Origin of the sequence: Ferrimonas sp. YFM (assembly GCF_030296015.1) — a bacterium.
Lineage (GTDB): Bacteria > Pseudomonadota > Gammaproteobacteria > Enterobacterales > Shewanellaceae > Ferrimonas.
This window is the reverse complement of the sequence record NZ_AP027368.1, coordinates 4,091,906-4,106,424: the sequence shown is the minus strand read 5'-3', so window position 1 is coordinate 4,106,424 and position 14,519 is coordinate 4,091,906. Positions and strand designations below refer to the sequence as shown.

The following is a 14,519-nucleotide window of genomic DNA, read 5'->3' as shown; positions in this document are numbered from 1 at the left end:
TGAACGGGATGAGAGGCAAGGATTGGCCAGAGCGAGAACCCGGAGTTTGCTTTTGCAAATGAGGAGTTCGAGCCTCTGGCCTGACGCCGCCTATCGCCCGTTCAGCAAGCGGGTTAATGCTTAAAGTGGCGCATCCCGGTGAACACCATAACCATATCGTGTTCGTCCGCGGCGTCGATCACTTCCTGGTCTCTCATGGAGCCACCAGGCTGAATCACGCAGCTGATCCCCGCTTCGGCGGCGGCGTCGATGCCGTCACGGAAGGGGAAGAAGGCGTCAGACGCCATCACGGAGCCGGGTACGGTCAGACCCTCATCGGCGGCCTTGATGCCGGCGATCTTGGCGGAGTAGACGCGGCTCATCTGGCCGGCGCCCACGCCCACGGTCATCCCCTCTTTGGCGTAGACGATGGCGTTGGATTTCACGTACTTGGCCACCTTCCAGCAGAACATCAGGTCCTTGAGCTCCGCCTCGGTGGGCTGACGCTTGGAGACCACCTTGATCTCCTCCAGGCCGACCATGCCCTGATCCCTGTCTTGGACCAGCAGACCTCCGTTGACCCGCTTGGTGTCGAACTCTGTGGTCTTGCTTTGCCACTGGCCGCACTCCAGCAGACGCACGTTCTGCTTGGCGGACACCACGGCCTTGGCTTCGTCGGAGACGGTGGGGGCGATGATCACCTCAACGAACTGACGGTCGATGATCGCCTGGGCAGTGTTGCCATCCAGCTCCTGGTTGAAGGCGATGATGCCGCCAAACGCGGAGGTGGGGTCGGTCTTAAAGGCGCGGTCGTAGGCGTCGAGGAGATTGTCCCCCAGGGCCACACCACAGGGGTTGGCGTGCTTGACGATCACACAGGCGGGGGCGTCGAACTCTTTGACGCACTCCAGGGCGGCATCGGTGTCGGCGATGTTGTTGTAGGAGAGCGCCTTGCCCTGAATCTGGGTGGCGGAGGCCACCGAGGCTTCCTGCAGCTGCTTCTCTACATAGAAGGCGGCGCGCTGGTGGCTGTTTTCGCCGTAGCGCATATCCTGCTTCTTGATGAATTGCTGGTTGAAGGTGCGGGGGAAGACGGACTCGTCGTCACCCTCCTTGTTGTCACCGTGGCTGGGCACCATGGTGCCGAAGTAGTTGGCGATCATGCCATCATAGCCGGCGGTGTGTTCGAAGGCTGCGATGGCCAGGTCGAATCGGGTCTGGTAGGTGAGTGAGCCCTCACCCTGGTCCATCTCGGCGATCACTCTGTCGTAGTCGTGGGCATTGACCACTATGGTGACGTCTTTGTGGTTCTTGGCGGCGGAGCGCACCATGGTCGGGCCGCCAATGTCGATGTTTTCGATGGCGTCTTCCAGGGTGCAGTCGGGACGGGCTACGGTCTGGGCGAAGGGGTAGAGGTTCACCACCACCATATCGATGGGCTTGATGCCGTGGCTGTCCATCACCGCGTCATCTTTCTCGCGGCGACCGAGGATGCCACCGTGTACCTTGGGGTGCAGGGTTTTGACCCGGCCGTCCATCATTTCAGGGAAGCCGGTGTAGTCGGACACCTCGGTGACGGCCAGGCCGGCTTCGGCCAGCAGGCGTGCGGTGCCGCCGGTGGAGAGAAGCTCTACACCGCGCTGACTCAGGGCCTGGGCGAACTCAACCACACCAGTCTTGTCAGACACACTCAGCAGGGCGCGTCGAATGGGACGTGCAGATTCCATAGGGTACAGATCCTTTCATGTAGGGTTAGTGGGTCACCCTGAGGGCGACTCTTATTATGGGAAGATATTTCGCTAACACCTAGGCGTAAGGTGTTGGCGAAATACCCTCTTTGGGGGTCTGTACAACCTTAATGGAGTCGCGCGCATTGTACGTCAAATTGGTCCTGAAATCAGGCCCAATCCACGACTTTCGTTCACCTATAAGAAAAGTGCGTTTCCTTATAAAAAAGGTTTGACCTTAGACTTAACTCCAAGGTTTATACTCCACTCAAGTCAAGAATCCGGAGTCTGTCATGTACCGCATCGGCGAGCTGGCGACGGCCTGTAAGGTCACCGCCGACACCCTGAGGTTTTATGAAAAGAACGGCTTGTTCAGCCCCTCGTCCCGGTCGGATAAGGGTTACAGGCTGTATACCGAAGAGGATGCCCGCCACCTCAAGTTTATCTTGAGGGCTAAAGCGATGGGGTTCAGCCTGACGGAGATTCGGGAGCTGCTCAACATCGAGGCCAGTCGTTCGGACTGGGCCTGCGCCGATGTGAAAGGGATGGTAGAGGCCAAGGCGGCCGAGTTGCAGCGAAAGATTGATGAGATGACCCGCCTGAGAGACTCCCTGCAGGAGCTGGCGGACGCATGCTGTGGCGGGCCGGAGAGTGCCATTCACTGCTCCATCCTGGACACCCTGGAGACGAAGTAGATGTTGTTGATTGAGAATTTCCTGGACCTCTTCCTGGACTCTGCACCCTGGCTGATGCTGGGCCTGTTCCTGGCGGGGATGCTTAAGATGTTTGTCCCCATGGCGTGGATGAATAAGCAGCTTGGGGGCCACGGCTTCAAGACCACCCTGAAGGCCGCCCTGTTTGGTGCGCCCCTGCCCCTGTGTTCCTGCGGAGTGATACCGGCGGCGGTGGGGCTGCGTCGCTCCGGCGCCTCCAAGAGCGCCACCACCTCCTTCCTGGTGTCTACCCCGGAAACCGGTGTGGATTCGGTGTCGGTCTCCTATGTCCTGCTGGGCCCCTTTATGGCGGTGGTGCGCCCCATTGCGGCAGTGACCTCTGCGGTGGTGGCCGGCCTGCTGGTGGGTGGGGACGACGAAGAGCCCAAGACGGAGAAGGCGCCGGTCAAGATGACCCCGATGAATCAGGGGTCTCTGATGGCGTCGGCAGGCCAGTCTCAGCTGAAGGTCGAGTCAAAGCCTGGTTGTTGCTCCTCTAAGAAGGAGGCTGCACCCGAGCCGGTATCCAGCTGTTGCTCCTCCAAGAAGGAGGCTGCACCCGAGCCGGTATCCAGTTGTTGCTCCTCCAAGAAGGAGGTTGCACCCGAGCCGGTATCCAGCTGTTGCTCCTCTGAGAAGGAGGTGAAGAGTGACGCTGGCTGCTGTGCTTCCAAGGCGGCCCCGAAAACCAGTGATGGGGTATTCAGTCGAATCGTCCAGGGGATCCGCTATGCCAGCACTGATCTGGTGAAGGACACCACAGTGTGGCTGCTCATCGGCCTGTTCTTCGCGGCCCTGGTGAACACCTTTGTACCGCCCCAGTACCTGTCTCAGTGGGGGGACGGCATCCTGGCCATGTCCCTGATGGTGCTGGTGTCTGTACCCATGTACATTTGTGCCACCGCCTCGACGCCCATCGCGGCGGGCCTGCTGTTGGCGGGCGTGTCTCCCGGTGCGGTGCTGGTGTTTATGATGGCGGGTCCGGCGACCAACATCGCCACCCTGGGGGTAGTGCGTAACGAGCTGGGTAAGCGTGCCCTGTGGGGTTACCTTGGGGGCGTCATAGGCACTGCCATGGTGTTTGGCTACCTGGTGAACTTCCTGGTGGCCAGCTACGGCTTCCAGGTGACGCCTCTGGTGGGTGAGGAGCACAGGATGCTGCCCAACTGGCTGGTGTATGGCAGCGGCGTCTTGCTGGCGTTGCTGATGAGCCGGGCCTTGCTGACCACACTCAAGGTCAAGATGACCCCGACACCGGCCTGATGGAGCCGGTTAATCTGGATTGATGACAACGCGCTGCAAATGCAGCGCGTTGTTTTTTCGGCATTAACTTGCCGATGCTGTGCTAAAATTCAGCCAATTTCAGATGGCTCGAGAACGCGGGCTACCCCCTAACCCTCAGAGAGGATCTTCCTATGAGTGCACTGTTCGTCCTGGTGACCGCCCTTGCTTCTGAACCCGCTTTGGCCGGGGTGGAGCAGGGTGATGAGTATATCTGCCGCAATGGAGAGATGGAGCGCCGTATCCAGGTCATCTATCCCCAGGGAGCGCCCCTGCCCTGTGAGGTGCATTATCTGAAAGGCAGTGACAGCAAGGTGTTGTGGCGTGCCCAAAATGAGGCGGGGTACTGCGAAGCCAAAGCAGAGGAGTTTGCGGCGAAGCAGGCCAGCCTGTACTTCCCTTGTGAGAAGAATCAGTAGAGGGGCGTCTGCGTTCCAGTTAGCGCGATATTGCCGTCGGGCTCAGTTCCTCTCAGCGTCCGCCGGGCAGCCATGGCTGCCCGCTTTCTCTCCTCACCGTCCCTAGATGATTCCATGGTTGATATTCCCCAAGGAAATAAAGAGTTGCATATGACTATTTCACATGCTGGTCGGGTCAAGGAGCCTACCTGCACAGCTTAAGAACTGCACAAATATTGTGCACCCCTTTTCCGGGTTGCCGAGTCCAAAAATTACAAACAAAGAAAATATCATTCAATAAATTGAGGCTCATTCACTCTGCAGTCGGATCTCTGCCGCTTTTTTCGGGTAAAATTTCTAATAAAATTACAAATAGACCCGCCTGACTTTCTCCATAAATAGCTTTTGTGAACTGGATCTCTACCTAATTTGGAATAGGTATCCCTTCAATGATTCCATAATCAAAAGGCAATAATTAATTAAGCATCCTTTGGGTTGCCTTTTAAGTTTGCTGCATTCAACTTGTTGTATTTTATTGGCTCTGGTTCATTGTTTCTGCTTGATAAGTTTAGCGTTAGTTAATTGGCAACTGGCTTTATCTCTTAATTCACTCTGGATCACGCCGAAATTGCAAAATGGCCTTAAAGGCTGCGCCAGCCTGAAAAAATATCCAAATTCGTTAACCGGATCGAAAACCTGTCCTTTGGTGTGATCTTTATCTTTCTTGCCTCTGGTCCGATGTAGGTTTTGTTCGACAATAATCGCCATTATGCGACATGGGTCGCACTGGCTGCGCTTGGGTAAGGAAATTCAGATTACCGTTTTGTTAACTTCGTGGGGCGAAATGTTTGGACTGGTGTTTGTTGATTGGCGCTTATCTGTGGTTGTGTCAGGTTAGTTTTTCCATCTTATGCGTTGGCGACAAATGATCTCAGTCCACGACACAACATTTCAAATAAGAGAGTGATGTTGATTCATAACCTATAAAATAGGATGAAACTGAGATGTTCGTTTCTAAAATTAAAAAGATTGCCTTAGTAACCTCCCTGGCTGCCATGGCAACCCCGGCGTTAGCTGCATACGAGATCCAACTGAACGATAACGATAAGCTGGTCTTCGGCGGTTACATCAAGGCTGATGTCCGTTACGTAGATGGTGACGTAGCCTATAAAGACCAGTGGACCGGTGCAGGCACCCCTCTGGAGGAGAGCGCATCTCAGTTCCGCATCTTCGCCAACGAAACCCGTTTTAACACCAAGTACATCCACGGTGACCTGGTTGGTTTCATCGAGATGGATTTCTTCGGTGGTGGCGGTAACCAGATTATCTCCAACTCCCTGAACCCACGTCTGCGTCACGCGTTCGTGAAGTACAAGAACATCACTGCCGGTCAGACCTGGTCTACCTTCATGAACACCAGCGCTATTGGTGAGACCGCTGACTTTGGTAGCACCATGATGGGTATCTCCTTTATCCGTCAGGGTCAGATCCGTTACACCAACGGTGGCCTGCAACTGGCCATTGAGAACCCCGAGAGCTTCGGTGGTGACACCGCCAATGACAAGCTGCCTGACGTTATCGCCAAGTACACCTTTAAGGGTGACTGGGGTAACGTGTCCGTTGCCGGTCTGGCCCGTCAGCTGAACACCACCGGTGGTGAAACCGAGAACGCCCTGGGCTTCTCCGTAGCCGGTCGCATCAACACCTTCGGTAAAGATGACCTGCGCTTCCAGATTCACAAAGGTGAGCTGGGCCGTTACGTCGGTACCGCAGCTGTTAAGGACCTGGTGGGTGAAGAGGTAGAAGATACTACTTCCTACAACATCGCCTACCGTCACTTCTGGAACGAGACTGTTCGTTCTACTCTGATCTATGGCCACATCGAAGGCGACGTTTCCGGTAACGAAACCAGCCAGTGGGGCGTAAACGTATTCAAGAACTTCACCAAGGAGCTGTCCATGGGTCTGGAAGTAGGTAACTACTCCATCGACCACGAAGACAAAGACTCCATGTACGGTCAGTTCTCCATCCGTTACGCCCTGTAACTAGGTAGCAGAGAGGCGGGGATCCTGACCCCGCAAAGGGTCCATCTTGGCAGAGAGTTAGACCCAACCCTTAGCCGGCGGAAACGCCGGCTTTTTTGTGTCCGGTTGCCGGGCCTGGCGCAGGCAGTCATGCCGCCGAGTCTGTGTCAGGCGTTGACCACAATGATCATCAGAAAGCAGGGATAGACAGTGTTGGCTGGGGGCAGCGGGCGTGATGGGGCCGGGGAAAGTCAGGCATAAGAAAGGCCACCTTGCGGTGGCCTCTGGCAGGTTACCCAATCAGCCTGAGCCGATTGTGGCGACCGTTTCCTCTTTGGCTGGGCCAAAGATTAGAAGCGGTAGCGCAGACCTACGGTTACTACATCATCTTCGATGTCGGCAGCGTCCTTGATGGAGGCTTCGTACTTGGCGTAGTGGCCGTACAGGTAAGCAGACTTGCTCAGGGTGTAGTCGCCACCGATGGTGTAGTTGGTTACATCTTCAACGGTGCCAGCGGTGTCACCCTGGGCCTTCTTACCGAAGGTACCCAGAGCGCCATCTTCGTAGCCGTACTGAGCCTTCAGCATGAAGTTGCCCAGAGGGTACTTGGCGGAAACGATGTAGCCGTCGGACTCAACGGAGGAGTCGGCGGTCTTCTCGGAGGACTGGTAGATGGCACCCAGAGCCAGGTCAGCAACTTTTACCTGACCAGTCAGACGCCAAGCGGTCAGACCTTTGATGCCGTCAACATAGCCGCCGCCAACGTAGAAGTTGGCTTTCTTCAGGCCTTTGTCACCGTAACCCAGGAACAGAGCGTAGTTGTCGCCGTCGTCGCTGGTGGCGCCGTCGTTGTCGTCTTCCAGGATGTAGGTGAACTTACCGGTCAGCATGTCTACCTTAGGCAGAACATAGGTGATGCCGTCAGCTACACGATCCTGACCAGGCAGGATCATTACGATGTCGGCGTTCAGGTTACCGAAGGCATCAACGCCACCTTCGGAGCCCTTGAATGCGGTGTCGTTACGACCGAATACCACTTCACCGAAACCACCGGCCAGGCCGATGTAGGTGTTACGGGAAGAGAAAGTATCGGCGTCGTTGTCGGTGCCGTTAACACCAACCTCTACCTTGTACACCAGTTTCAGAGCGCCGTTGATATCGTGGGCGCCTTTCATACCGATGTTGGAAGAGTTGTTTTCCAGAACAGTGCCGGTATCACCGCTGGTACCTTGAACGGTGTAACCGGTGTCGGAATCGGTCAAAGAGATGTTCAGGTCACCGTAGAAGGTGGGCATTTCTGCTTGGGCGCCGAAAGAGGCAGCAACCAGCAGTGCAGCAGCAGAGAGGGCGGGTGTCCGTTTTAACATGATCAATTTACTCCTGACGATCAATGAATGCCTGATGTTTGGTTAACACATAAGCAACATATTTCCCTATGTATCAAGATTTAATCAGGCTTTTTAGTCATTTTGCGAACTCGATTCTGGCAGGAAGTCTGTGACATGCAACCGCCCGATCGGGCATTTTTTGAAGTGGCGCACGTTTTGGCGTGAGATAATTGTAAATGTTGCGGAAGGTCAATAAAGCTGTGATTAATCCATTGATTCACCAAGGTTATATGGTTAACGTAAAAAGTTCACCCTACGTAAACCTCCTTGGGTTTCCCTGTATATCCCTCTCCCCTGCTATACTGCGCCGGATTTTGTCAGGAATGCAGAGATGAACGACGACTATCTACAACGCTTTGGCGGCATTGGCCGTCTCTATGGTCCAGCGGCACTGGAGCGATTCTCCCGATCCCATGTTGCCGTGGTGGGCATCGGAGGGGTGGGCACCTGGGTGGCCGAGGCCCTTGCCCGCAGCGGTATCGCGCGAATCACTCTAATCGACCTCGATGACATCTGTATTACCAACACCAATCGGCAATGCCATGCCCTGAAGGAGACCGTGGGTCTCTCCAAGGTGGCGGTGATGGCTCAGCGAATCCGGGCCATTAACCCGGACTGCCAGGTGGATGAGGTGGAAGAGTTTGTCGACAGTGACAATCTGTTTGAGCTTATCGACGACAGCCTGGACTACCTGGTGGACTGCATCGACAGCGTCAAGGCCAAGGCGGCGTTGATCGCCCATTGTAAGCGGCGCAAGGTCCGCATTGTCACCGTGGGCGGCGCCGGTGGCCAGCTGGATCCCAGCCGGGTTCAGGTGGCAGACCTGGCCAAGACCTATCAGGATCCCCTGGCGGCCAAGGTGCGCAACCTGCTGCGCCGGGAGTATAACTTCAGTAAGAACCCCAAGCGCCGCTTTCAGGTGGAGTGCGTCTTCTCCGATGAGCAGCTCAAATACCCCGGAGCCGATGGTCAGGTCTGCCTGGCCAAGTCGGCCGCAGAGGGGCCCAAGGCGATGGATTGCGCCAGTGGTTTTGGTGCCGTGACCCCGGTCACCGGCACCTTTGGCTTTGTGGCGGCCAGCAGAGTGCTGCTAAAACTGGCGGCAAAGGCCGACAAAGAGGCATAATATTTCAATGCTTTAGTTCAATGCCAAAGGAGGGCAGTGACGTGTTGTCCAGACAGCTTTGGCTGATTGGCCTGCTGATGAGCCTGAGTGTTTCGGTGAAGGCGCAGTCTGAGCCGGTGACCCCTGAGCATCCCTGGTATGACAAGGCCCACGAACTGCTCTCCGGCTCGGCTCGCCGTTCCGCCCTGTGGTTTGATCACTTCTTTGGCCCCACAGACGACGCAGACCAGGCGACCAGTCACTTCAGGCTGAGAGTTCAGCAGGAGTTCATTGAACGGGAGAGTGACCAGCTGGGTTTGCGCCTGTCCGCCGCCTATTATCTTCCCCAGACCGAACGCCGGCTCAAACTGTTGCTGGAGTCCGACGAAGAGGATGAGGAGCTGGGTGACCCCTTCACCGGCACAGGTGAGGGCACCACCCGAGCGGCGCTGCGCTGGATCCCCCTGGATCGCAAACGCTGGGATCTGTCGGTGGACCTTGGCGCCAGTGTGGATTCGGGCATTCAGCCCTTTGTCCGGGGCCGGGCCCGCTATTACGACAACCTGGATGAGCGCACCCTGATCAAGGCAACCCAGGAGCTGAGGCTGCAGTCGGGAGAGGGGTGGAGCGAAACCACTGGCGTTAACCTGGAACGACACTATGACGGTCACGCCCTGCTGTGGAGGAACCGGCTTTTCTATGGTGAGGAGAGTGACGGACTGGAGTGGAGCAGCAAACTCAGCCGGGTAGAGTGGCTCAATGAACGGACCGCCCTGTCGGTGTTTGCCGCCGTATCAGGAGCCACCGACGATGCCCAGACCCAGAGTGAAATTCGACGCCTGGGCCTGACCTTTCGCCAGAGTTTTCTTCGAAGCTGGCTGTTCTATGAAGTGGAACCCCAGGTCACCTGGCCGAGAAAGTACGGCTTTGACACCAACCTGGAGTTGATGCTGACCCTGGAGGCTCAGTTCGGCCAACGCCGTTAGCGCGGCGCGGCCTGGGCCCGAATCGCCTCCACCAGTGCCGCCAGACCATTGGCCCTGGATGGGCTCAGATGGGCCGATAATCCCAAGTCACCAAACCAGTCGTCCAGATCCAGGCCATGAATGGCCTCATCATCGCCGTGATTGCAGGCGCTGAGAATCAGCACCAGCAACCCTTTGATGATGCGCGACTCACTGCCGGCCAGGAAATGGTGGCAACCCGTTTCATCCCTGTGATGGTAGAGCCAGGCCTTGCTTTCGCAGCCGGCCACCTCTGCCTCTTCCCTTTGCCACTGTGGCGCCAAATCTGGCATGCGGCTGCCCAGTTTCATGATGATCCGATATCGCCCCTGCCAGTGGGACTGGGCCATCAGCTCCCCGTGTAACTGCTCGCGAGTCAGACCCTTGCCCAGAGGGGAGTCCAGAAACTCTTGAATGCCAGGTTTAATCATCGAGAAACTCCGTGATCTCTTTGAGGGCGGCCAGGAAGGCGTCCGCCTCTTCGAGGCTGTTATAGGCGGCGAAGGAGACCCGGCAACTGCCTTTGAGTCCCAGCGCCTGCATCAGCGGCTGGCAGCAGTGGTGGCCGCAGCGCACCGCGATGCCCGCCTGGTCCAGCAGGATGCCGATATCCTGGTGGTGTTCGCCTTCGACTCTGAAGGAGAGGGCACCCAGATTCACTCCGGTGCCGGCGATCGCTTCCACGCCTGGCAGGGCGGCAATCCCCGCTTTTACTCTCTCCATCAGTTCGGCTTCATGGGCCTGCAGCGCTTTCCTGTCCAATCCGTCAATAAAGGCCAGGGCTTCACCTAATCCAATGGCTTCGGCGATGGCGGGCGTGCCCGCTTCAAACTTGTAGGGCAGACGGTTGAACTGGCTGCCCTCGAAGCTGACCTGCTGGATCATCTCGCCGCCATATTGATAGGGGGGCATCTGTTCCAGCAGCGACTGACGTCCCCACAAGACGCCTATGCCTGTGGGGCCATAGCATTTGTGGCCGGAGAAGGCGTAGAAATCACAGCCCAGCGCCTGTACGTCGATCTCCAGGTGGGCCACCGCCTGAGCCCCGTCCACTATGGTGATGGCGCCGGCAGCCCTGGCGGCGGGCAGCATCACCTCAAGAGGTGCCACCTTGCCCAGGGCATTGGAAACCTGGGTGAGGCTGACCACTTTGGTTTTGGGTCCCAGCAGAGCCCGATAGGCGTCCAGGTCCAGGTCGCCCTCCGGAGTCAGGGGGATGGGAATCAGTTTGGCGCCGGTGCGCATCGCCATCTGTTGCCAGGGGACGATGCAGGCGTGGTGAGCCCAGGTGTCGATGAGGATCTCGTCGCCGGGCTGCAGCAGGTGGCTGCCCAGACTCCGGGCCAGCAGGTTCATCGACTCCGTGGTGCCACGGGTGAAGATCACCTCCTCCCGCGCCGGCGCATTGATGAAGGTTTGCACCCGGTCTCTGGCGCCCTCGAATGCCCGGGTGGCCAGGTCTGAAAGGCGATGGGCGCCGCGATGGACGTTGGCGTTCTGCTCCCGGTAGAAACGGTTCATCGCCGAGAGCACCCGCTCAGGTTTCTGAGTGGTGGCGGCGTTGTCCAGGTAGACCAGATCCGGCTGGTTCAGGGCCGGAAACTGGTGTCGCAGTTGCTGCAGTGGTGCGCTCATCGAGGTTCCATCAAGGTAATTCGGCGGCAGAGAATGACCAATCCCTGCCCCGGTTGCAAGTGATCACAGGAAGGATACCAGTTTTGCCTGAAGCAGGGAGCCAGGCCTCCGACATCATTGGTTAATTTACTGTTAATGGGGTTAAAACTCTGTGGATCTATCTGGTCTGAGCTGTTTAAATGGGGATTGGCTCACTGGGGAGGTGAGCACCCAACAAGGAAGATGATAATGATAAAATCACCTCTGTGGATCGCCGTAGCCACGGCGACCGGACTGATGCTGTCAGGCTGCAGCAACGACGACAATCGCGACTCAACCACTCCGCCCCCTGAACCCGCCCCGCAAGTGCAGGTGTTTGCCGAAGATGGTCTGCTGGATGTGCGCATTCGCCGCACCACTTTCGGTGTCCCCCATATCGAGGCCGACAGTATTGAGAGTCTGGCCTTCGGTTCCGGCTATGCCCAGGCGCAGGATCATCTCTGTTTGCTGGCCGACGGCATCATCAAGGCCAACAGTGAGCGCTCCAAGTACTTTGGCCCTCACAAGAGCATCGACTTCGCCACCGGCCTTCCCGTAGAGGAGGACAACCAGAACCTGGTGAATGACTTCGGTTACAAGGCTCTGGGGGTGCGTCAGTCTGCCGCCGAGCTTATTGGTACCCTGCCGGATCGTTCCCGCGCCATGCTCTCCGGTTTCGCCGCAGGCTATAACCTCTATCTGGCGGATCTGGCGTCCGGGGCGGTGACCACCCCGAACCTGCCTTGCGCCGGTCAGCCCTGGGTGAAACCCATCACCGACGTGGATATGCTGACCTATCTGTTCTCCATCGCCCTGCTGCCCGGGGCGGCCAACTTCCTCGATCTCATCTTCTTCGCCAACCCAGGTGACGGCGACGAGTACCTGCCACGGCCCGCGGCCACCGCCTCCCTGCCTATACAGGGGCAGATGATGCTGGCGGATATTCGCACCAAGGCGATGGCTCGCTCGGCGACCTTGATCACCCCGGAAGTGAACCCCAGGGAGATGGGCTCCAACGGCTGGGGCCTGGGCAGCGAAGTGACCGAAAACGGCAAGGGAATCGTGCTGGGCAACCCCCACTTCCCGCACACGGGGCAACTGCGTTTCTGGCAGTCGCACCTGACCATTCCCGGCCACCTCAATGTGATGGGGGGCTCCCTGGTGGGCATGCCCGGAGCGGTGAACATCGGCTTTAACCAGAATCTGGCCTGGACCCACACCTTCTCTACCGCCGAACACTTCATCATGTACAACCTCAGCCTGAAGGAGGGGGATCGCCTCACCTATCTGTTTGAAGGTGAGGAGATGGCCATCACCCCCAAGACACTGACCGTTGAGGTGAACATTGGCGGCGGGGTGACCATTCCCCTGGAGAAGGAGGTGTACCTCACAGCCAAGGGGCCCATGGTGGAAGCGCCACCGGCACTGGCGCCCTTCCCCTGGGATGACACTCAGGCGTTCTTTGTTCAGGACGCCAACATGAACAACGTGGATGTGCTGGAGCACTGGTCTGCCATGAACTTCGCCAGCAACCTGGAGGAGTTCCAGCAGGCGTTCAAGAGCTTCGACGGGGTGATCTTCAACAACACCATGTACGCCGATGCCCAGGGCAACGCCTTCTACATCGACGACTCCACCGTGCCCAACATCAGCAGCGAGGCGGAAAACGCCCTGAGGCTGAGCCCTGAGCTGCGTGCCGCCCGTGAGCAGGCGGGGTTCACCATCATGCCCGGTAATGAGGCGCGCTTTGCCTATGACGGTGCGGTGCCTTACGAGCGTGCCCCCAAGCTCACTCGTCAGGACTTCGTGCAGAACTCCAACAACTCCTACTGGATCACCAACCCGGCGGAACCCATCGAAAACGTCTCCCCCCTGTACGGTCAGCGCCGGGTCGAGCAGTCACTGCGTACCCGCATGGCACTGACCCTGATGAGCGACGCCCGCGGTGAGGATGGCAAATTCAATCCGGCCGAGGTGGAAGCGGCACTGCTCTCCAACCGGGCCTACCTGGCCGAGCTGGTGCTGCCCCAGTTGCTGCTCCAGTGTGAAGCCCAGGGGAGTAACCCTGTGGTGGTCAATGACAGCCTGAGTGTCGATGTGTCTGCGGCCTGTGCGGCCCTGGCTAAGTGGAATGGGGCACAAAATCAGGACAGCATTGCCGGTGCCCTGCTGCGCGAGTTTGGCTATCGCTTCGACAGCGACAGTCACCTGGATGTGCCTTTCGTCTACACGGATCCCATCAACACGCCCAACACCCTGGCGGCCGATGGCTCCGCGCTGGTGGCCCTGGCCGCAGCCAGTGCCACCCTGACCCAGAACGGCTTCGATCTGGAAGCGCCCCTGGGGCAGATGCAGTTTGTGGAGAAGTCACTGCCCAATGGTCAGCCTTCCGGGGTGCGGTTCCCCTGGTCCGGTGCCAACAACTTTGAGGGCGGTTTCAACGTCTTTGCCTACACCAACAGCCCGGGCGACGACACCATGCTGCCCCAGCACGCCTACACCCCGGCAGTGGATGCGGTCACCGGCCAGGCGACCCGATCCGAACTGACCACCGAGGGTTACCACATCGATTACGGCTCCAGCTGGATGATGGTGGTGGGCTTTGGCGATCAGGGTCCCGAGGGGCGTGGCTTGCTGACCTACTCAGAGGCCTATAACGCCCAGTCGCCCCATTGGGCGGACCAGACCAAGTACTACTCGGACAACACCGCCCTGAGGCCCTTGCTGTTTACTGAAGAGGCGATTGCCGCCGAGACCCTGTCGGACGTACGTTTGCAGTATCAGAAATAATCCTCCTCTAAAGAGGTCATGGAGAGAGGCGCCTGGTGCGCCTCTTTTTTTGGTTCAGGGCCCGTCAGGCCTGAGTTCCAGTATCTGATCCGGATCAACTCCCCGCCAATTAGTTGCCCCTGAATCCTGTTTTTACTTGAAGCGACATTAATCCTGGAACAGTATCATTGCCAATATATGGATATCCATATTATCCAAAAGACAGAAGAGGCAATGATGAAGATTGAGATTCTTGGAAGTGGCTGCAAGAAGTGCAACACCCTGGCAGACTTGGTGAAAACTCGAGCTCAGGAGCTGGAGTTGGCATTTGAGCTGGAGCACGTCACCGATATGGAGAAGATCCTGGATTACGGGGTGATGCGCACTCCGGCCATAGTGATCGACGGTGAAGTGAAGCACAGCGGCTCGCTGCCCGGGCAGGCTGAGTTGGATGCCTTGTTAAACCAGGGTTAAGGCT

The 14,519-nt window shown here is 57.6% G+C and carries 12 protein-coding genes; 8 read left to right on the top strand and 4 right to left on the bottom strand.

Annotation, left to right across the window (positions count from 1 at the left end; all coding sequences use genetic code 11):
- Positions 1-113 precede the first annotated feature (113 nt).
- Complete coding sequence (purH, locus tag QUE41_RS19005; protein ID WP_286340529.1) at positions 114-1,706, bottom strand: bifunctional phosphoribosylaminoimidazolecarboxamide formyltransferase/IMP cyclohydrolase; 1,593 nt, start codon at positions 1,704-1,706, stop codon at positions 114-116.
- A gap of 293 nt (positions 1,707-1,999) precedes the next feature.
- On the opposite strand from purH, the gene zntR reads away from it, so the two are divergent.
- The 4 genes from zntR to QUE41_RS18985 all read left to right on the top strand — a co-directional run bounded on the left by zntR (position 2,000) and on the right by QUE41_RS18985 (position 6,143).
- The gene (gene zntR, locus QUE41_RS19000) at positions 2,000-2,401 is read left to right on the top strand and encodes a Zn(2+)-responsive transcriptional regulator (RefSeq protein WP_286340528.1); all 402 of its coding nucleotides are present in this window, start codon (positions 2,000-2,002) and stop codon (positions 2,399-2,401) included.
- 3 nt (positions 2,402-2,404) lie between these two features.
- Entirely contained in the window at positions 2,405-3,682 is a 1,278-nt protein-coding gene (locus tag QUE41_RS18995; protein ID WP_286342978.1) for an SO_0444 family Cu/Zn efflux transporter, read from the top strand.
- 152 nt (positions 3,683-3,834) lie between these two features.
- Positions 3,835-4,119 (top strand): hypothetical protein, encoded by a 285-nt coding sequence (locus tag QUE41_RS18990; protein ID WP_286340527.1) that lies wholly within the window; start codon positions 3,835-3,837, stop codon positions 4,117-4,119.
- A gap of 983 nt (positions 4,120-5,102) precedes the next feature.
- Complete coding sequence (locus QUE41_RS18985) at positions 5,103-6,143, top strand: DcaP family trimeric outer membrane transporter (RefSeq protein WP_286340526.1); 1,041 nt, start codon at positions 5,103-5,105, stop codon at positions 6,141-6,143.
- A 329-nt stretch (positions 6,144-6,472) separates the two neighbouring features.
- Here QUE41_RS18985 and QUE41_RS18980 read toward each other — a convergent pair whose 3' ends face one another.
- Complete coding sequence (locus QUE41_RS18980; protein ID WP_286340525.1) at positions 6,473-7,489, bottom strand: porin; 1,017 nt, start codon at positions 7,487-7,489, stop codon at positions 6,473-6,475.
- 352 nt (positions 7,490-7,841) lie between these two features.
- Between QUE41_RS18980 and tcdA the strand changes: the two genes are divergently transcribed.
- Positions 7,842-8,636 carry a tRNA cyclic N6-threonylcarbamoyladenosine(37) synthase TcdA gene (gene tcdA, locus QUE41_RS18975; RefSeq protein WP_286340524.1) on the top strand — a complete coding sequence of 265 codons (795 nt, stop codon included), beginning with the start codon at positions 7,842-7,844 and terminating at the stop codon, positions 8,634-8,636.
- A 44-nt stretch (positions 8,637-8,680) separates the two neighbouring features.
- Positions 8,681-9,601: a hypothetical protein gene (locus tag QUE41_RS18970; RefSeq protein WP_286340523.1), complete on the top strand. Its 921-nt coding sequence runs from the start codon at positions 8,681-8,683 to the stop codon at positions 9,599-9,601.
- On the opposite strand, the gene QUE41_RS18965 is transcribed toward QUE41_RS18970, so the two are convergent.
- Positions 9,598-10,050 carry a SufE family protein gene (locus tag QUE41_RS18965; protein WP_286340522.1) on the bottom strand — a complete coding sequence of 151 codons (453 nt, stop codon included), beginning with the start codon at positions 10,048-10,050 and terminating at the stop codon, positions 9,598-9,600. The two genes, QUE41_RS18970 and QUE41_RS18965, sit on opposite strands and share 4 nt — an antisense overlap.
- Positions 10,043-11,254 (bottom strand): aminotransferase class V-fold PLP-dependent enzyme, encoded by a 1,212-nt coding sequence (locus tag QUE41_RS18960; RefSeq protein ID WP_286340521.1) that lies wholly within the window; start codon positions 11,252-11,254, stop codon positions 10,043-10,045. The genes QUE41_RS18965 and QUE41_RS18960 overlap by 8 nt, the downstream gene beginning before the upstream one ends.
- A gap of 228 nt (positions 11,255-11,482) precedes the next feature.
- Between QUE41_RS18960 and QUE41_RS18955 the strand changes: the two genes are divergently transcribed.
- The gene (locus QUE41_RS18955; RefSeq protein ID WP_286340520.1) at positions 11,483-14,062 is read left to right on the top strand and encodes an acylase; all 2,580 of its coding nucleotides are present in this window, start codon (positions 11,483-11,485) and stop codon (positions 14,060-14,062) included.
- A gap of 216 nt (positions 14,063-14,278) precedes the next feature.
- Entirely contained in the window at positions 14,279-14,515 is a 237-nt protein-coding gene (locus tag QUE41_RS18950; RefSeq protein WP_286340519.1) for a thioredoxin family protein, read from the top strand.
- Positions 14,516-14,519: the final 4 nt, after the last annotated feature.